The sequence below is a fragment of the Hydrogenophaga sp. SL48 genome (assembly GCF_021729865.1).
GTDB lineage: Bacteria > Pseudomonadota > Gammaproteobacteria > Burkholderiales > Burkholderiaceae_C > Hydrogenophaga.
Genome location: NZ_CP063400.1, coordinates 585,207 through 601,599, shown reverse-complemented (window position 1 = coordinate 601,599; position 16,393 = coordinate 585,207). Strand labels below are relative to the sequence as shown.

The following is a 16,393-nucleotide window of genomic DNA, read 5'->3' as shown; positions in this document are numbered from 1 at the left end:
CACGACGTGTCCGAAAATGATCGAATCCTGTCAGCCTGAGAGCGGACGCTTCACCCTCGAAGCGGAACAATACGGGCATTCCCCTTCCAACCAGGAGCCCCGACATGCCTTCCGCCTTGCTGGTCATCGACGTCCAGGAATCATTTCGCCACCGTCCCTCGTTTTCAGAGCGCGATCTGCCCGCGTACCTCGCCGCACAGAACGCGCTGATTGCTGGCTGCGTGGCACGAGCGGTGCCGGTGATTCGCATCTTTCACAGTGACGGGCCGGAGACGACGGACAACCCGTTTTCGCTGGCTTCGGGCCATGTCCGTCCGCTGCAGGGCCTGTCCGATTTTGATGCTGCGGCCACGTTCATCAAACACCGCCACAGCGCCCTGGTGGGCACCGGGCTGGAGGTCTGGCTGACGCGCCATGGCATCGGCCACCTGATCGTCAGCGGCATCCGCACCGAACAGTGCTGCGAAACCACCACCCGCCACGCCTCAGACCTCGGCTGGTCGGTCGATTTCGTGACCGAAGCGACGCTGACCTTCGACATGGTGCAGCCCGACGGCCGGCCGCTCAGCGCCGCCGACATCCAAAGCCGCACGGCCACCGTGCTCAAGGACCGCTTCGCGCATCTCTGCAGCGTGGCCGAGGCGCTGGAGCAGCTGTCATGAGCGGTGCGACGCCAACGCCAACGCTGACGGTGGCGATCCTGGCCTTCGACGAGGTCGAGGCGCTGGACTTCGCCGGCCCCTACGAGGTGTTCACCACCGCGAGCCGCATGGCCTTGCGCGAACGCCCCTCAGATCCCGCGCCGTTCGAGGTGGTGAGCGTGGCGCGCCACCGTGAGCCGGTGCGCGCCCGCGCCGGTTTGACGCTGCTGCCCGACCACGGTGTGGCCGACGCACCACCGGTGGACGTGTTGATCGTGCCGGGCGGCGTCGTGGACGCGGTGATGCGCTGCGCCGAGACCTTGCGCTGGGTGGCGCAGGCCAGCGAACGGGCGCCGCTGACGGCCTCGGTCTGCACCGGCGCCTTCGTGCTCGCCGCCAGCGGCGTGCTCACCGCCGGCCCGGTCACCACCCACTGGGAAGACCAGGCCGACCTGGCGCGAGCCTTCCCCGCGCTGGACGTGAAAGCCGGCGTGCGCTGGGTCGATCAGGGCCGGATCGTCACCTCCGGCGGCATCAGCGCCGGGATCGACATGAGCCTGCACCTGGTCGCGCGGCTGGCGGGCGAGGCGCTCGCGCTGCGCACCGCCAGGCAGATGGAGTTCCAGTGGACACGGCACTGAGCGGCCCGATCCGGGTCGACTTCGTCCTGCTGCCGGGCAGCCTGATCCTGGATTGGGCGGGCCCGGCCGAGGCGCTGCGCATCGCCAACCAGTGCCTGCTGGCCAGCGGCCAGCCGGCGGCCTTTGAGCTGAAGTTCATCGGCCCGCAAGCGCAGGCCACCAGCTCGGTGGGCGCGCAGATCAGCGGCATCGAACCCCTGCCCGATCCAGATGCCGAAGCGCGGCCGGCGCCCACCTGGGTGGTGTTGCTCGGCCAGCCCGGCGACACCATCGACGTGCGCGGCCAGGGGATGCCCGAGTTGCTGCACTGGCTGCGCGGCCTGCGGCTGCGGCCGGGCCGGCTGGAGCTGGTCACGGTGTGTGCCGGCGCCATCCTGGCCGCGCACGCCGGGCTGCTCGACGGCCACCGCGCCACCACGCACCACCACCACCTGGACGAACTGCGCCAGGTCGCGCCGCGCTGCGACGCGGTGGCCAACCGGGTGTTCGTGCTCGACGGCGCGGTGAGCAGCAGCGCGGGTGTGACCACCGGCATCGACCTGTTTCTGCACCGCATCGCCGCCGTCTGCGGCCCGGCGCTGGCGGCCCGTGTGGCGCAGACCATGGTGGTGGCCCTGCGGCGTGGCCCCGGCGACCCGGAGTTGTCGCCTTTTCTGCGCCACCGCAACCACATGCATCCCGCTGTGCATCGGGTGCAGGACGCGGTGAGCCAGGAACCACAACAGACCTGGGACGCGCAACGCATGGCCGAGGTGGCTTGCACGTCGTCTCGCCACCTGACGCGACTCTTCATCCAGCACGCGGGCATCGCGCCGATGCACTACCTGCGCAGCATCCGGCTCGATCTGGCCGAGGCAGCGCTGAACGCCGGCCGCAGCGTCGGGCAGGCCGCCGAGATGGCGGGGTTCAGCTCCGACACGCAGCTGCGCCGCACCTGGCACCAGTTGGGGAAAAGCGGCTCGCCGGCGCGGCCCGCAGCCTGACACTCACAGCAGTTGCTCGGACATCAGCACGTGGGTGCCCCGCGTGCCGGCCAGCGCCGACGACAGCAGGTGGTGGGCAATGCGCTCGGCGGGCACCACGCGGTAGCGCGGTGGCAGCACCGGCCTCAACCACTGCGACACCCTGACCGCCACCTGTTCGGCCGGCCGCGCCACCTTGCGATCCCCGCCGATGAGACCGGGTCTCACGAAGGTCAGCGAGGCGAACCCCAGCGCCTCCAGGTCGCGTTCCAGTTCACCCTTGGTGCGCGAGTAAAAGACGCGCGACGCGGGGTCGGCACCGAGCGCCGAATTGAGGGCGTAGGCCCGGGCACCGTGCCGCAGTGCGAGCTCGCCCACCTGCAACGGGAGATCGTGATCGACCTGGTAGAAAGCGGCCTGCGAGCCGGCCACCTTGATGGTCGTGCCCAGGGTGCAGATCACCGCGTCCACCGCCCACCAGTCGGCCCCCTCGGGCAGGTGGTCAAAATTCACCAGCGGGTTGAACAGCTTCGGATGGACCGGCAGCGCACGGCGCGTGGGGGCAATCACCCAGGCCACCCGCGCGTCAGCCAGGGCCTGCTGCAACACGGCCTGGCCCACCAGGCCGGTGGCCCCCACCAGCAGCACGGTGGTCATGGGCGGCGGCTCAGTTCAGCGCCCGACGCAGTTCCTGCATGCGCTGGGCAATGGCGTCGCGGTCGAGCGTGTCGTCGGTGTGGGCGACGTACACCTCCAGATCGGCGACGGCCAGCCGCGCATCGCCCATCTCGGCCCAGGCCAGGCCCCGGTCGCGGTACTCGACCCAGGCGTCGGGCAGCAGGATCAGCAAGCGGTCGAGCACGGCGATCAGGCGCAGCCAGTCTTCGGCGGTGCGGTGGATTTCCTTGAGGTTGCGCAGCATGCGCGCGAGGATGTCGCGCGAGGGCGCGGCCTGCAGGTACAGGCCCACGGGCACGTCGAAATCGTCGACCAGGCCGCTGCGCCGCTTGTAGGGCTCCAGCCGCTCGGAGAGGTCTTCGCGGCTGAGCGACTGGCCGGTGAACGGATCGATCACCACCTGGCCTTCGGGCAGGTTGATCTTCACCAGGAAGTGCCCGGGGAAATTGACACCGCGCGCCTTGAGCCCGAGGCCCTGCGCCAGCTCCAGCCAGAGCACGGCGAGCGAGATCGGGATGCCGCGCCGCGTCTTGAGCAGCACGTTCAGGTGGCTGTTGTCGGGGTCGTGGTAGTGGTTGACGTTGCCGCCAAAACCCATGTCGCGAAAGAAAAACTGGTTCAGCGTGCGCAGCCGCTGCAGCGGCCCGGCGTCATCGGTGCAGCGACGGCGCACCCTCGCCAGGAGCTGGTCCAGATCGCCCAGCACCTCCTGCACGTCCAGGTCGGGATACTCGTCCTGCGCGATCGAGGCCGCGGCCTCCAGCAGCGGCAGGCCGTCATCCTCGCTCACCAGCGAGGCGAAATAGGCCAGCGGCGTGGACGGGGGAAGCTGGTAGGCAGAGGGCATGGCATGGCGGCGACAGGCGCGACCCACGCGCCCTATCCCTTATTTTCGGACGAATTGCCGAAGTTTTAACCCTGAAAGCAACAAGGCCACAAAGTAGATCGCCGCCGCCCCCACCACACACAGCGCCAGCAGGCCCACCCGCTCCAGCGCCCGACCCTCAAAACCGGTCCAGTTCACCGAATTGGCCACCCACAGCAGAAACACCGTCAGCAAGGCGCTGGCCGCCACCACCTGCAGGGAAAACAGGCCCCAGCCCGGGGACGGCTGGTAGGCGCCGCGCCGGCGCAGCCCGATCAGCAGCCACAGCGCATTGACCATGGCGCCGATGCCAATGGCCAGCGCCAGGCCGGCGTGGGCCAGGTAGGGCACGAACACCAGGTTCATGGCCTGCGTGAGCAGCAGCACGACGATGGCGATCATCACCGGCGTGCGGATGTCCTGCCGCGCATAGAAGCCCGGCGCCAGCACCTTGATCGCGACCAGCCCCAGCAGCCCGGCGCCATAGCCCATGAGCGCCACGGTGGTCTGCTGCACGTCCCGTTCGGTGAACGCACCGTAGTGGTAGAGCACCGCCACCAGCGGCCTGGCAAAGGTCAGCAGCGCCACCGCGCAGGGCACCGCGAGCAAGACCACCAGCCGCAGACCCCAGTCGAGCAGCTGGCTGTAGCGCACCCCGTCGCCAGCCGCCCGGGCCGCCGCCAGCTGCGGCAGCAGCACCACGCCCAGGGCCACGCCCAGCATCGCGGTGGGGAACTCCATCAGCCGGTCGGCGTAGGTCAGCCAGCTCACGCTGCCGGTGACGAGGTGCGAGGCGATCTGGGTGTTGATCAGCAACGAGATCTGCGCCACGCTCACACCCAGCAGCGCCGGCAGCATCAGCGTCGTGACTCGGCGGGTGCCCGGGTGGTTCCAGGCATTCACCAGCGACGACCAGCGCAGCCCCACGCGGGGCAGCATGCCGATGCGCAGCAGGGCCGGGATCTGCACACCCAGCTGCAACATGCCGCCCAGCATCACGCCGCCGGCCATCGCATAGATGGGCTCGATGCCCAGCGTCTCGAACCAGGGTGCGCCGAACCAGGCCGCACCGATCATGGCCACGTTGAGCAGCACCGGCGTGGCCGCCGGCACCGCGAAACGCCTCCAGGTGTTCAACACGCCGGCCGACAGCGCCACCAGCGACATGAATCCGATGTAGGGGAACATCCAGCGCGTCATGAGCACGGCCGCCTCAAAGCCGTGGGCGCTCTGCTTCAGGCCGCTGGCCATGGCCCAGACCAGGATCGGCGACGCCGCCACGCCCAGCACGCAAGTGACCAGCAGCGCCCAGACCAGCACCGTCGCGATCTGGTCCACCAGCTCGCGGGTGGCCTCGTCGCCGTCTGTGGCGCGCGCGCCGGCCAGCACCGGGACAAACGCCTGGCTGAACGCGCCCTCGGCGAACAGGCGGCGCAGCAGGTTGGGGATGCGGAAGGCGACGTTGAACGCGTCGGTCAGTGCGCTGGCGCCAAACGTCGAGGCCATCAGCAGCTCCCGCACGAGGCCGGTGATGCGCGACGCCAGCGTGAGAAGGGAAACCAGGGAGGCAGATTTGAAGAGTGACACGGGCGAAGTTTAACCACGCCCCCTCGCCGTGCCGCCCGAGGACTGGTCAAACGCCGTCGCCGTGCTAAAATCGCGGGCTTTGCTGGCAACATCCCCAAACATCTGAAGGAAATTCACCATGGCAACCAAGCCGAAGAAAAAGAACCCCCGCCTGGCCTCTGGCCGCAAACGCGTCCGCCAGGACGTCAAGATCAACGCCGCGAACACCTCGCTGCGTTCCAAATACCGCACCGCCGTCAAGAACGTTGAAAAAGCCGTTCTGGCTGGCGACAAGACCAAGGCGACCGAACTGTTCGCCAAGATGCAACAAGTGGTGGACATCGTTGCCGACAAGGGCATCTTCCACAAGAACAAGGCCGCTCGCGACAAGAGCCGCCTGTCGACCAAGGTCAAGGCCCTGGCACTCGCCGCCGCTTAATTGCGGCATTCACCGGCCTGATCCGTCAGGCCACCAGCCCGGACCATCCCGGTCCGCCGTTTGAAACGGTGCGCTGCCAGCAAAAAGTGAAAAAACCGCCTTCGGGCGGTTTTTTCATGGGCGCTCGAAAACAGAAACGCATCCGGCGCAGGTGCCTGCATCCAAGGATGCCGTGGAACCGGCTTTGCCGGGCCACCAGCGCCGCCTTCTGGGGGGTGACGCCGAAGGCGGTGCGGGTGGGGGTCACTCATCGTCCCCGCCGATGAAGCCGCCCAGCAGGCTGCCACCCAGAATGCCACCGGCCAAACCGCCCTGCTCGCCGCCACGGCCACCGCCGCCCTGCATCCTGGGCGCGGCCGCGAAGATGCGCGAGGCCAGGCGCGCGAACGGCAGCGACTGCATCCACACCGTGCCCGGACCGCGCAGCACCGCGAAGAACAGGCCCTCGCCACCGAACAGCGCCGTCTTCACGCCACCCACGAACTGGATGTCGAAGTCCACGTCGGGTGTGTAGGCCACCACGCAGCCCGTGTCCACGCGCAGCACCTCGCCGGGTTGCAGCCGACGCTCCAGCACCGTGCCGCCGGAATGCACGAACGCCAGGCCGTCACCTTCCAGCTTCTGCATGATGAAGCCCTCGCCACCAAAGAAACCGGTGCCCAGCTTGCGCTGGAACGCGATGCCGAGCGACACGCCTTTGGCCGCGCAGAGGAACGCGTCGCGCTGGCAGATCAGGGTGCCGCCGTGCTGGCTCAGGTCGAACGGCATGATCTTGCCGGCGTAGGGCGCGGCAAACGCCACCTTCTTCTTGCCGCTGCCGTCGTTGGTGTAGACCGTGGTGAACAGCGATTCACCCGTGATCAGGCGCTTGCCAGCGCCCAGCAGCTTGCCGAACAGCCCGGCCGAGCCCGACGCGGCAGAGCCATCGCCAAACACGGTGTCCATCCGGATCCCGTCTTCCATGTACATCATGCTGCCAGCCTCGCCGATGGCGGCCTCGCCGGGGTCGAGCTCGATTTCGACGAGCTGCATGTCGTCGCCGTGCAGGAAGTAGTCAACGTCGTCCATCGCCATGGCAGATCCCTCCAGAAACAGGGCACATGCCCGATCGGCGGAGGATAGCGGAAGCGGTGTTTGGCAGGGCACGGTCGCAGTCAGCGCCAAGGCAACCACACCGGAGCAAAGTGCCCGAGCCCAGAACGCGGCGGAACTGGCTTCGCCAGGCCGCATCGCGTTGCCCCCTTGAGGGGGTCGCGCGCAGCGCGGCGGGGGTGGGCTACGTCTTGTCCGGCATCAGGCAGGCTTCGACCACCTGCAGGTCGTTGTCGCGCGCGAAATGCATGACGAAATCCCAAGCCATGGGTTCGGCTTCGCGCAGGTCGGTGTTCACCACCACCACTTTCACTCCGCTCATCACCGTGGGCACACACCAGGGCGAGTAGGCGATGTGACTTCCCTGCATGGCCTTGCCGCCCCCCGGGCGAAACTGGCTCATCACGCCAGCCAGCCGCTCGGCCCAGTCACTGGGGCGAAAGACGCGACCCGAGCTGGTGATGCCCTGGATGAACACTTGCTTGGCGGCGGGGTTGGCCATCGGTGGAGCGTTGAAAAGGCCTTCGGATGGAGGGCTCGGGAGAGTGAAGAAACCACCGCCAGATCAAGGATCGCTCGACCGCAGTGCGATGGGTATTCTATCTTATATAAGACTTGATCTCAGGGGAAACCCGGAGGCTTGCGAGCGGATCTGCCGCATGGCTCTGATGCCCAACAAGCAAAGATGGTGCCGGTGCCTGCGCCTAGAATCGCTTTTCAACGGCTCAACCTGCGTTGAGCCGCTTTCTTTTGGCCCCTTCCACTCCGGAGTTCCGCATGAATGCCGCCACCCCCGCCGCCCCGTCGTCGCCCCACGTGATGAACACCTACGGCCGACTGCCGATCGCCATGTCGCACGGCAAAGGCTGCCGCGTCTGGGACGTGAACGGCAAGGAGTACCTGGACGCGCTGGCCGGCATCGCCGTCAACACCCTGGGCCACGGCCACCCCAAACTGGTGCCCGCGCTGCAGGAGCAGGTGGCCAAGATGATGCATTGCTGCAACTACTACCACGTGCCCGACCAGGAAAAGCTGGCGCAGCTGCTGGTGGAGCGCTCGGGCCTGACCAACGTGTTCTTCTGCAGCACCGGCCTGGAAGCCAACGAGGCCGCGCTGAAGCTCGCGCGCAAGTACGGCCACGACAAGGGCATCGAACGCCCGGAGATCGTGGTCTACGAGAAGGCCTTCCACGGCCGCTCGATTGCCACGCTCTCGGCCACCGGCAACCCCAAGATCCAGGCGGGTTTCGGCCCCCTGGTGGAGGGGTTCATCCGCGTGCCGGTGAACGACATCGAGGCCCTGAAGAAAGCCACCGAAGGCAACCCCAACGTGGTGGCCGTGTTCTTTGAAACCATCCAGGGCGAAGGCGGCATCAACCCGATGCGCGTGCAGTACCTGCAGGACGTGCGCGCGCTGTGCGACACCAAGGACTGGCTGCTGATGATCGACGAGGTGCAGTGCGGCATGGGCCGCACCGGCAAGTGGTTTGCCCATCAGTGGGCCGGCATCAAACCCGACGTGATGCCGCTGGCCAAGGGCCTGGGCTCGGGCGTGCCGATCGGCGCGGTGGTGGCCGGCCCCAAGGCCGCCCACATCTTCCAGCCGGGCAACCACGGCACCACGTTCGGCGGCAACCCGCTGGCCATGCGCGCGGGTGTGGAAACCATCCGCATCATGGAAGAAGACGGCCTGCTCCAGAACGCCGCCACCGTGGGCGCCCACCTGCGCGACACGCTGGCCAAAGGCCTGGCGGGCAACCCGGGCTTGAAGGAGATCCGCGGCCAGGGCCTGATGATCGGCGTGGAGCTGAACAAGCCCTGCGGCGTGATCACCCAGCGCGCGGCCGACGCCGGTCTGCTGCTGTCGGTCACCGCCGACAGCGTGATCCGCCTGGTGCCACCGCTGATCATGAACATCGCCGAGGCCGACGAAGTCGCGGCCATCCTGTTGCCCATCATCACCACCTTCTTGTCGGAAAACGCCTGAGGACCCGCGCATGCCCATCCGCCACTACCTCCAGTTCAAGGACCTCGGCGCCGACGAGTACGCCTACCTGTTCACGCGCGCGGCCTTCATCAAGGCCAAGTTCAAGGCGTTCGAGAAGCACCAGCCTTTCGCCGACCCGGACCGCACGCTGGCCATGATTTTCGAAAAGGCCAGCACGCGCACCCGCGTGAGCTTCGAGGCCGGCATGTACCAGCTCGGTGGGTCGGTGGTGCATCTGACCACCGGCGACAGCCAGCTCGGCCGCGCCGAACCCATCGAAGACAGCGCCAAGGTCATCAGCCGCATGGTGGACATGGTGATGATCCGCACCTACGAGCAGAGCAAGCTGGAGCGCTTCGCGGCGCACTCGCGCGTGCCGGTCATCAACGGCCTGACCAACGAGTTCCACCCTTGCCAGATCCTGGCCGACCTGTTCACCCTGGTCGAGCACCGGCCTGCCATCAGCGGCAACCCGCTGGACGCGCTCAAAGGCAAGGTCGTGGCCTGGGTGGGTGACGGCAACAACATGGCCAACACCTGGCTGCAGGCGGCCGAGCTGCTGGGCTTCACCGTGCACGTGAGCACGCCCAGCGGCTACGAAGTCGACCCCAAGCTGGCTGGCATCTCCAGCCCCGATTGCTACAAAGTCTTCAAGGACCCGAAGGCCGCCTGCGCCGGCGCCGACCTCGTGACCACCGACGTCTGGACCAGCATGGGCTACGAGGCCGAGAACGAAGTGCGCCGCGCCGCCTTCGCGCAGTGGTGCGTGGACGAAGCCATGATGGCCGTGGCTCGCCCCGACGCGCTGTTCATGCATTGCCTGCCCGCGCACCGCGGTGAAGAGGTCAGCGCCGAGGTGATCGACGGCCCTCAGTCGGTCGTGTGGGACGAGGCCGAGAACCGCATGCACGTGCAGAAGGCGCTGATGGAGTACCTGCTGCTGGGTCGGTTGGCGTGAGCCCTTCCGGCATCCTGGTGCGGCCCGTTGAGCTGGGCGACCATGGGCAATGGCGCCCACTCTGGGACGGATACAACGCCTTTTACGGTCGCACCGGAGATACCGCGCTGGATAAGGCCATCACCGGCCAGACCTGGGACCGGTTTTTCATCGCGTCCGGTCCGGTCAAGGCGTTTGTCGCTGTGCTGGATCGGCAAGTTGTCGGGTTGGCCCACACCGTCTGCCACCCCAGCACCACGCGCCTGCGCGACGTCTGTTACCTGCAAGACCTGTTCACATCAACCTCAGCCAGAGGCCAAGGCGTTGGACGTGCCTTGATCGAACGGGTGTACGCCGAAGCCCAGGCCGTGGGCTGTTCACGGGTGTACTGGACGACCTTCGAAGACAACCAGACAGCTCGCCGTTTGTACGACCGGGTGACCCACTACAACGGCGCGATCATGTACGCGAAGGCGCTGTGAATGGCGTTTTGTCCATCGAGCACGGCCAGCGCATTCCATGAAACTGATGAACCACCTGTTGCCCGAATGGCAGTTCGCCGAGCGACACGCGCTGCAGCTTGACGACATCACTACGGCACAGGCCTACGCCAGCATCGTGCCCGGGCTCAGCGCCGAAGACCCGTGGGTCCAGCGGGCCATCGCTGTTCGCGAAATGCCGGGCCGGCTGCTGCGCAGCCTTGGCCTCTCTCGCAATACCCTGCCACCCCAGGCGTTCGGCTTTCACAGCTTCACCTGCCTGGGCCAGGCGCCAGACCGTGAGGTGGTATTCGGCCTGGCCGGTCAGTTCTGGCGATTGGATTACGGTCTGCGCCCGGTGACCGATGCGGCTGCGTTCACCCACATGTCCGACCAGCCCCGGCTGCTGCTCAATGTTTGTGTCGAACCAGTGAGCGCACAGGGTTGCCGGCTGGTCACCCACACGCGCGTCCACTGCGCCACCGAAGCGCAGCGCCGCCGCTTCGCGCCATATTGGTACGCGATTCGGCCGGTGAGCGGCCTGATTCGCCAGCGCCTGCTGCAACGCATTGCCAAGATGGCCCGCGCCACCGCTGCATGAGCCAGTGCCAAACCTGCGGCGCCTGTTGCGCCAGTTTCCGCGTGGACTTTTCGGTCCACGAAACACAATCCGAAGGCGGCAGCGTGCCCGATGGGTTGTGGGTACCTGTCACCGACCACACCGCCCGCCTGCGCGGCACCGACCACGGCCTCCCGCGCTGTGCGGCGCTCTCCGGCAAGGTGGGCGAGAAGGCCGTCTGCGGCATCTACGAGTGGCGACCCAATCCGTGTCGCGAGTTTGAAGAAGGCAGCGACGCCTGCGCGCAGGCGCGCCGCCGCCATGGGCTCGCGCCCCTGAATCCATCCTTCGGCGGCTGACCCGCACCCCCTCCCATGCAAGCCCTGTTCGACGCCATCGCCACGATGGCCATGCCCACCGACGCGCAACGGGTCTTCCACGGGCGCGGCGGCCTGCACCCGGGCTGCGAGGCCTGGGCGCTGGACGCCTTCCCGCCCGTGTGGGTGCTCACCAAGTTCGGCGAGGCCACGGCCGAAGAACAGGCCGCGCTGACCGCCGCCCTGCAGGCGCGGCAAGCGCAGATCGCGCCCGGTGAACCGCTCAACGCCGTGCTGCAGACCCGGTTTGAGGGCCGCAGCGAAACCACCGTGCTCGCCGGCAGCGTGCCCGAATCGCACGTGGTCTCGGAAGAGGGTGCGAAGTACCGCGTCAACCTGGTGCGCGGCCAGAACCATGGTCTGTTCCTGGACATGGCCGAGGGCCGGCGCTGGGTGCGCGCGCACGCGCAGGGCCACAAGGTGCTCAACCTGTTTGCCTACACCTGCGCCTTTTCGGTGGCGGCGCTGCAGGGCGGCGCGAAAGAGGTGGTGAACCTCGACATGGCGCAGGGGGCGCTCACCACCGGCCAGCAGAACCACCAGTTGAACGGCATCCACAGCGGCGCCAAGTTCCTCGCGCACGACCTCTTCAGCTCCTGGGGCAAGGTCACGCGCCTGGGGCCGTATGGCCTGGTGATCATGGACCCGCCGAGCTTCCAGCGCGGCAGCTTCGTGGCCCACAAGGACTACGCGCGGCTGGTGCGCCGCCTGCCCGACCTGCTGCGCCCCGGCGGCCACGCCCTGCTCTGCCTGAACGCGCCGGAAATCCCGGAGCAGTTCCTGCGCGACCTGCTCGCCGCCGAGGCGCCCGAGCTGGAGCTGGTGCAGCGCCTGCCCAACCCGACGGTGTTCGCCGACGTGTCCAGCGACCGGGCGCTCAAGGTGTTGGTGGCGCGCATGCCGCCGCTGCCCTGATCGGCAAGGGTTGAATCATTTAATTTAAGCCTGAAGTATTTTTTCAGGCCGTTGGAAATTACCGACACCATGGTTTTTTCGCCGGTGCTACCTTCACCGCACCATGAAAAAGCTCTGGGACATTTCCCCATCCGTTCACGCGCCGTCGCCCGTTTTTCCGGGTGACACCGCCTACTCGCAGCAGTGGGTGGCGAGCATCGGCCCGGGTTGCCCGGTCAACGTGAGCGCCATCACGCTGAGTCCGCACGTGGGCGCCCACGCCGACGCGCCGCTGCACTACGACCCCGAGGGCGCGGCCATCGGCGCGGTCGACCTGCAGGCCTTCATCGGCCCCTGCCGCGTGATCCACGCCATCGGCTGCGGGCCGCTGGTGCGACCGGAACACCTGGCACACGCGATGCAAGACCTCCCGCCCAGAGTGCTGGTGCGTGTCTACGAACGCATGCCGCAGGACCGCTTCGACAACGCCCTGCCCGCCTTCGCACCCGAGACCGTGGCGCTGCTGGCCGACCGCGGCGTGCTGCTGATCGGCATCGACAGCGCCAGCATCGACCCCGCCGACAGCAAGCTGCTGACCAGCCACCAGACCATCCGACAGCGCGGCCTGCGCGTGCTGGAGAACCTGCTGCTCGACGACGTGCCCGAGGGCGACTATGAACTGATCGCCCTGCCCCTGAAGCTCACCACCGCCGACGCGAGCCCCGTGCGCGCCGTGCTCAGAAGTCTCGAATGACCCCCGCGCCGCCTGCGGCGTCACCCCCAGGGGGCAACACCAGCGGCCCGGCAAAGCCGGTTCCGCGGTGTTCCTGGAATGAAGCGCCCCGCACCGGATACCCACCCTGTTTGATGGAGACAACCCACATGACCACCCTGCAAGACTGCATCGCCCTCGACGCGCAAGACCCGCTGCGCGACCTGCGCAAGGCCTTCAACATCCCCGACAGCACCCTCTACCTCGACGGCAATTCGCTGGGCGTGATGCCCGCCGCCGCGCCGGCGCGCGTGGCCGATGTGGTGACCCGCGAGTGGGGCACCGACCTGATCCAGAGCTGGAACAAGAACGGCTGGTTCCAGCAACCGGCCAGGGTCGGCGACAAGATCGCTCGCCTGATCGGCGCCGGCCCCGGCGAGGTGGTCGCCACCGACAGCACCTCGGTCAACCTGTTCAAGGTGCTGTCCGCCGCCATGAACATCGCCGCCGCCGACGCGCCGCAGCGCAAACGCATCGTGAGCGAACGCAGCAACTTCCCGACCGACCTCTACATCGCCGAAGCGCTGTGCAAGCAGCACGGCATGGAACTGGTGCTGGTGGAGCCCGAAGAAATCGCGGCTTCGCTGACCGCCGACGTCGCCATCCTCATGCTCACGCACGTGAACTACCGCACCGGTGCCATGCACGACATGGCCTCGGTGACGGCCGCCGCGCACGCCGAAGGCATCCTGACCGTGTGGGACCTGGCGCACAGCGCGGGCGCGGTGCCGGTGGATCTGCACGGCGCCAAGGCGGACTTCTCGGTGGGCTGCGGCTACAAGTACCTCAACGGCGGCCCGGGCGCCCCGGCCTTCGTCTGGGTGAACCCGACACACGCCGACCGCTTCTGGCAGCCACTGGCCGGCTGGTGGGGCCATGCTGCACCGTTTGCCTTCACGCCCGACTACCAGCCGGCGCCGGGGATCACCCGCTACCAGTGCGGCACGCAGTCCATGATCAGCCTGGCCGCGCTGGACTGCGGCGTGGACACGGTGCTGGCCGCCGAGCCGCTGGGCGGCATGGCCGCGCTGCGCGCGAAGTCGCTGGCGCTGACCGACCTGTTCATCCAACTGGTCGAAGAGCGCTGCGCCGGCCACGGTCTGGGTCTGGCCACCCCGCGCGAGCACGCGCAGCGCGGCTCGCAGGTGTGTCTCACGAAGGACGAGGGCGCCTACGCCATCGTGCAGGCGCTGATCGCGCGCGGCGTGATCGGTGACTACCGCGCGGGCGACGGCGCTCGGCACAAGGACATCCTGCGCTTCGGCTTCACGCCGCTGTACATCGGCTTCGTGGACGTCTGGAACTCGGTCGAGCACCTGAAGCAGGTGCTCGAATCGGGCGAGTGGCAACGCCCCGAGTTCAACCGCAAGCACGCCGTGACCTGAAGGAGCCCACCATGTCCTGCCCCTTTCACGCCGGACCCGACAGCGCACCCGCGTCGCGGACCGAAGCCATCGTTGCCGAAGAAAAAGCCCAGCTCGACTTCAGCCGCGACATGAGCTACGGCGACTACCTGCAGCTCGACGCCGTGCTCAGCGCCCAGAAGCCGCTTTCGCCCGCACACGACGAGATGCTCTTCATCGTGCAGCACCAGACCAGCGAGCTGTGGATGAAGCTGATGCTGCACGAGCTGCACGCTGCCATGAAGCACATCGCCAACGACGAGCTCAACACCGCGTTCAAGATGCTGGCGCGCGTCTCCAAGATCATGGAACAGCTGGTGCACGCCTGGGACGTGCTGGCGACCATGACACCGCCCGAGTACAGCGCGCTGCGGCCCTACCTCGCGCAGTCCAGCGGCTTCCAGAGTTTCCAGTACCGCTGCATCGAGTTCGCGATGGGCAACAAGAACGCCGCCATGCTCAAGCCCCACGCCCACAGCCCCGAGCGGCTGGCGATGGTGCAGGCCGCGTTTGAGGCGCCCTCGCTGTACGACGAGGCGCTGCGCCTGCTGGCGCGGCGCGGCATCGCCGTGCCCGAGAGCCACACGCAGCGCGACTGGACCCAGCCCTACGAGGCGCACGCCGAGGTCGAGCAGGCCTGGCTCACCGTCTACCGGGACCCGAAACAGCACTGGGACCTCTACCAGCTCGGCGAAGAACTCACCGACCTCGAAGACGCTTTCCGCCTCTGGCGCTTCCGCCATGTGACCACGGTCGAGCGCGTGATCGGCTTCAAGCGCGGCACCGGTGGCACCGGCGGCGTGAGCTACCTGCGCAAGATGCTGGACGTGGTTCTCTTCCCGGAAATCTGGACGCTGAGAACGGCGCTGTAAGCCGCCCTGCGGCATCATCGCTGCATGGCCTCTCTCACGCTTTCCCACCTGCGCCGCTACGCCACAGCCCGCAGCCTCTTCACCCCCACCACCCTGCCCAGGGCCATCGCGCGCCTGGGCTTCGTGCAGGCCGACCCGATCCGCTCGCCGGCCCGCGCGCAGGACCTGACGTTGCGCCACCGGGTCAAGGGCTACCGGGCCGGTGATCTGGAGCGGCAGTACCCCAAGCTGGCGGTGGAGGAGGACTTCTTCGTCAACTACGGTTTCGTCACGCCCGAGCTGCACGCGCGCATGCACCCGCGCACCGCGCGCACCGAGTGGCCGGCCGAGCGCTGGGCGCAGGCCGAGGCGGTCTGGCACCACGTGCAACAACGTGGCGAGGCCCACCCGCGCGAGGTCGACGCGCACTTCGCCCACGGCCACACCACCAACGGTTTCGGTGGCCGATCCAAGGCCAGCACCCAGCTGCTCGACGCCATGCACTACCGCGGCCTGCTGCGCGTGGCACGGCGCGACAACGGCATCCGCCTCTACGCAGCGCACCAGCCACAGCAAGCGCCCGACGACGTGCCCGCCGTGCTGGACCAGCTGGTGGACGTGCTGGTGAACAAGTACGCGCCCTTGCCGCTGCCCGGCCTGCGGCAGCTGGTGGCCATGCTCAAACACGCCGTGCCGCAGTGGCAGGACCAGTTGCGCGCCGCGCTGCAGCGGGCCGTGCAGCGCCTGCCGCGTGCCGAGGTGGATGGTGTCGCGTGGTATTGGCCGGCCGGAGAGGACCCCTGCTCCCGGCGCTGGAAAGCGCCCGAAGGGGTCCGCCTGCTGGCGCCCTTCGACCCCGTGGTCTGGGACCGCGATCGCTTTGAGCGCCTATGGGGCTGGGCCTACCGCTTCGAGGCCTACACGCCGCCCGCCCAACGCGTGCGCGGCTACTACGCCATGCCGCTGCTGTGGCGCGACCAAGTCATCGGCTGGGGCAACCTGTCGGTGATGGATGGGCGGCTGCGTGCCGACATTGGCTACGTCGGCGGACAAGCCCCAAAAGACGCTGGCTATCGCACGGCGTTGGAAGAAGAGCTGGCGGACATGGCCGCCTGTCTCAACGTCGAGCGGAATTGAACCGGTGCAGGAGTGATACCTGTCCGGAGCGAAATGTCCGAGCCCAGAACGCGGCGGAACTGGCTTTGCCAGGCCGCTCGCGTTGCCCCCTAGAGGGGGTCGCGCGCAGCGCGG

The 16,393-nt window shown here is 67.8% G+C and carries 20 protein-coding genes; 14 read left to right on the top strand and 6 right to left on the bottom strand.

Going from position 1 to position 16,393, the window contains the following annotated elements; translation table 11 throughout:
- Positions 1–104: 104 nt before the first annotated feature.
- Genes IM738_RS02850 through IM738_RS02840 form a run of 3 tightly spaced genes read left to right on the top strand, consistent with a single transcriptional unit; the run spans position 105 to position 2,265 of the window.
- Positions 105–662: a cysteine hydrolase family protein gene (locus IM738_RS02850; protein ID WP_236964389.1), complete on the top strand. Its 558-nt coding sequence runs from the start codon at positions 105–107 to the stop codon at positions 660–662.
- Entirely contained in the window at positions 659–1,282 is a 624-nt protein-coding gene (locus tag IM738_RS02845; protein ID WP_236964388.1) for a DJ-1/PfpI family protein, read from the top strand. Before IM738_RS02850 ends, IM738_RS02845 begins: the two co-directional genes overlap by 4 nt.
- Complete coding sequence (locus IM738_RS02840; RefSeq protein WP_236964387.1) at positions 1,267–2,265, top strand: GlxA family transcriptional regulator; 999 nt, start codon at positions 1,267–1,269, stop codon at positions 2,263–2,265. Before IM738_RS02845 ends, IM738_RS02840 begins: the two co-directional genes overlap by 16 nt.
- Before the next feature lie 3 nt (positions 2,266–2,268).
- Here IM738_RS02840 and IM738_RS02835 read toward each other — a convergent pair whose 3' ends face one another.
- From IM738_RS02835 to murJ, 3 genes are read right to left on the bottom strand one after another with little or no spacing between them, the layout of a single operon-like run.
- Positions 2,269–2,901 (bottom strand): NAD-dependent dehydratase, encoded by a 633-nt coding sequence (locus tag IM738_RS02835; RefSeq protein WP_236964386.1) that lies wholly within the window; start codon positions 2,899–2,901, stop codon positions 2,269–2,271.
- A 10-nt stretch (positions 2,902–2,911) separates the two neighbouring features.
- Entirely contained in the window at positions 2,912–3,769 is an 858-nt protein-coding gene (locus IM738_RS02830) for a SirB1 family protein (RefSeq protein WP_236964385.1), read from the bottom strand.
- 39 nt (positions 3,770–3,808) lie between these two features.
- The gene (murJ, locus tag IM738_RS02825; protein ID WP_236964384.1) at positions 3,809–5,374 is read right to left on the bottom strand and encodes a murein biosynthesis integral membrane protein MurJ; all 1,566 of its coding nucleotides are present in this window, start codon (positions 5,372–5,374) and stop codon (positions 3,809–3,811) included.
- Between the two features lie 118 nt (positions 5,375–5,492).
- On the opposite strand from murJ, the gene rpsT reads away from it, so the two are divergent.
- On the top strand, positions 5,493–5,792 hold the full coding sequence (gene rpsT / locus IM738_RS02820; RefSeq protein ID WP_077335571.1) for a 30S ribosomal protein S20: 300 nt from the start codon (positions 5,493–5,495) through the stop codon (positions 5,790–5,792).
- Positions 5,793–5,817: 25 nt separating this feature from the next.
- On the opposite strand, the gene IM738_RS02815 is transcribed toward rpsT, so the two are convergent.
- The 3 genes from IM738_RS02815 to IM738_RS02805 all read right to left on the bottom strand — a co-directional run bounded on the left by IM738_RS02815 (position 5,818) and on the right by IM738_RS02805 (position 7,386).
- A complete protein-coding gene (locus tag IM738_RS02815) occupies positions 5,818–6,039 on the bottom strand; it encodes a hypothetical protein (RefSeq protein WP_236964383.1) in 222 nt (73 codons plus the stop codon).
- Complete coding sequence (locus IM738_RS02810) at positions 6,036–6,866, bottom strand: TIGR00266 family protein (protein WP_236964382.1); 831 nt, start codon at positions 6,864–6,866, stop codon at positions 6,036–6,038. Before IM738_RS02810 ends, IM738_RS02815 begins: the two co-directional genes overlap by 4 nt.
- 202 nt (positions 6,867–7,068) lie before the next feature.
- A complete protein-coding gene (locus IM738_RS02805; RefSeq protein ID WP_236964381.1) occupies positions 7,069–7,386 on the bottom strand; it encodes a DUF3579 domain-containing protein in 318 nt (105 codons plus the stop codon).
- A 275-nt stretch (positions 7,387–7,661) separates the two neighbouring features.
- Here IM738_RS02805 and IM738_RS02800 point away from each other — a divergent pair, with 275 nt between their 5' ends.
- The 10 genes from IM738_RS02800 to IM738_RS02755 all read left to right on the top strand — a co-directional run bounded on the left by IM738_RS02800 (position 7,662) and on the right by IM738_RS02755 (position 16,279).
- A complete protein-coding gene (locus IM738_RS02800; protein WP_236964380.1) occupies positions 7,662–8,870 on the top strand; it encodes an aspartate aminotransferase family protein in 1,209 nt (402 codons plus the stop codon).
- A gap of 10 nt (positions 8,871–8,880) precedes the next feature.
- The gene (gene argF / locus IM738_RS02795) at positions 8,881–9,828 is read left to right on the top strand and encodes an ornithine carbamoyltransferase (RefSeq protein ID WP_236964379.1); all 948 of its coding nucleotides are present in this window, start codon (positions 8,881–8,883) and stop codon (positions 9,826–9,828) included.
- Positions 9,825–10,289, top strand: a complete 465-nt coding sequence (locus IM738_RS02790; RefSeq protein ID WP_236964378.1) for a GNAT family N-acetyltransferase — start codon at positions 9,825–9,827, stop codon at positions 10,287–10,289. The genes argF and IM738_RS02790 overlap by 4 nt, the downstream gene beginning before the upstream one ends.
- 37 nt (positions 10,290–10,326) lie before the next feature.
- Positions 10,327–10,887: a DUF2867 domain-containing protein gene (locus tag IM738_RS02785; protein WP_236964377.1), complete on the top strand. Its 561-nt coding sequence runs from the start codon at positions 10,327–10,329 to the stop codon at positions 10,885–10,887.
- Positions 10,884–11,204 (top strand): YkgJ family cysteine cluster protein, encoded by a 321-nt coding sequence (locus IM738_RS02780; protein ID WP_236964376.1) that lies wholly within the window; start codon positions 10,884–10,886, stop codon positions 11,202–11,204. Before IM738_RS02785 ends, IM738_RS02780 begins: the two co-directional genes overlap by 4 nt.
- A gap of 15 nt (positions 11,205–11,219) precedes the next feature.
- Complete coding sequence (locus IM738_RS02775) at positions 11,220–12,137, top strand: class I SAM-dependent methyltransferase (RefSeq protein WP_236964375.1); 918 nt, start codon at positions 11,220–11,222, stop codon at positions 12,135–12,137.
- A gap of 103 nt (positions 12,138–12,240) precedes the next feature.
- On the top strand, positions 12,241–12,870 hold the full coding sequence (gene kynB / locus IM738_RS02770; RefSeq protein ID WP_236964374.1) for an arylformamidase: 630 nt from the start codon (positions 12,241–12,243) through the stop codon (positions 12,868–12,870).
- Between the two features lie 128 nt (positions 12,871–12,998).
- The gene (kynU, locus tag IM738_RS02765; protein WP_236964373.1) at positions 12,999–14,273 is read left to right on the top strand and encodes a kynureninase; all 1,275 of its coding nucleotides are present in this window, start codon (positions 12,999–13,001) and stop codon (positions 14,271–14,273) included.
- 11 nt (positions 14,274–14,284) lie between these two features.
- The gene (gene kynA / locus IM738_RS02760) at positions 14,285–15,163 is read left to right on the top strand and encodes a tryptophan 2,3-dioxygenase (protein ID WP_236964372.1); all 879 of its coding nucleotides are present in this window, start codon (positions 14,285–14,287) and stop codon (positions 15,161–15,163) included.
- A 24-nt stretch (positions 15,164–15,187) separates the two neighbouring features.
- Positions 15,188–16,279 carry a DNA glycosylase AlkZ-like family protein gene (locus IM738_RS02755; protein ID WP_236964371.1) on the top strand — a complete coding sequence of 364 codons (1,092 nt, stop codon included), beginning with the start codon at positions 15,188–15,190 and terminating at the stop codon, positions 16,277–16,279.
- The last annotated feature ends 114 nt before the right edge of the window (positions 16,280–16,393 follow it).

What these genes read in the sequence shown, in the direction of transcription:
- IM738_RS02850 (WP_236964389.1), top strand. Translation starts at nt 105, where the DNA reads ATGCCTTCCGCCTTGCTGGTCATCGACGTCCAGGAATCATTTCGCCAC.
- IM738_RS02845 (WP_236964388.1), top strand. Translation starts at nt 659, where the DNA reads ATGAGCGGTGCGACGCCAACGCCAACGCTGACGGTGGCGATCCTGGCC.
- IM738_RS02835 (WP_236964386.1), bottom strand. Translation starts at nt 2,901, where the DNA reads ATGACCACCGTGCTGCTGGTGGGGGCCACCGGCCTGGTGGGCCAGGCC.
- IM738_RS02830 (WP_236964385.1), bottom strand. Translation starts at nt 3,769, where the DNA reads ATGCCCTCTGCCTACCAGCTTCCCCCGTCCACGCCGCTGGCCTATTTC.
- rpsT (WP_077335571.1), top strand. Translation starts at nt 5,493, where the DNA reads ATGGCAACCAAGCCGAAGAAAAAGAACCCCCGCCTGGCCTCTGGCCGC.
- IM738_RS02810 (WP_236964382.1), bottom strand. Translation starts at nt 6,866, where the DNA reads ATGGCGATGGACGACGTTGACTACTTCCTGCACGGCGACGACATGCAG.
- IM738_RS02805 (WP_236964381.1), bottom strand. Translation starts at nt 7,386, where the DNA reads ATGGCCAACCCCGCCGCCAAGCAAGTGTTCATCCAGGGCATCACCAGC.
- IM738_RS02800 (WP_236964380.1), top strand. Translation starts at nt 7,662, where the DNA reads ATGAATGCCGCCACCCCCGCCGCCCCGTCGTCGCCCCACGTGATGAAC.
- argF (WP_236964379.1), top strand. Translation starts at nt 8,881, where the DNA reads ATGCCCATCCGCCACTACCTCCAGTTCAAGGACCTCGGCGCCGACGAG.
- IM738_RS02785 (WP_236964377.1), top strand. Translation starts at nt 10,327, where the DNA reads ATGAAACTGATGAACCACCTGTTGCCCGAATGGCAGTTCGCCGAGCGA.
- IM738_RS02780 (WP_236964376.1), top strand. Translation starts at nt 10,884, where the DNA reads ATGAGCCAGTGCCAAACCTGCGGCGCCTGTTGCGCCAGTTTCCGCGTG.
- IM738_RS02775 (WP_236964375.1), top strand. Translation starts at nt 11,220, where the DNA reads ATGCAAGCCCTGTTCGACGCCATCGCCACGATGGCCATGCCCACCGAC.
- kynB (WP_236964374.1), top strand. Translation starts at nt 12,241, where the DNA reads ATGAAAAAGCTCTGGGACATTTCCCCATCCGTTCACGCGCCGTCGCCC.
- kynU (WP_236964373.1), top strand. Translation starts at nt 12,999, where the DNA reads ATGACCACCCTGCAAGACTGCATCGCCCTCGACGCGCAAGACCCGCTG.
- kynA (WP_236964372.1), top strand. Translation starts at nt 14,285, where the DNA reads ATGTCCTGCCCCTTTCACGCCGGACCCGACAGCGCACCCGCGTCGCGG.
- IM738_RS02755 (WP_236964371.1), top strand. Translation starts at nt 15,188, where the DNA reads ATGGCCTCTCTCACGCTTTCCCACCTGCGCCGCTACGCCACAGCCCGC.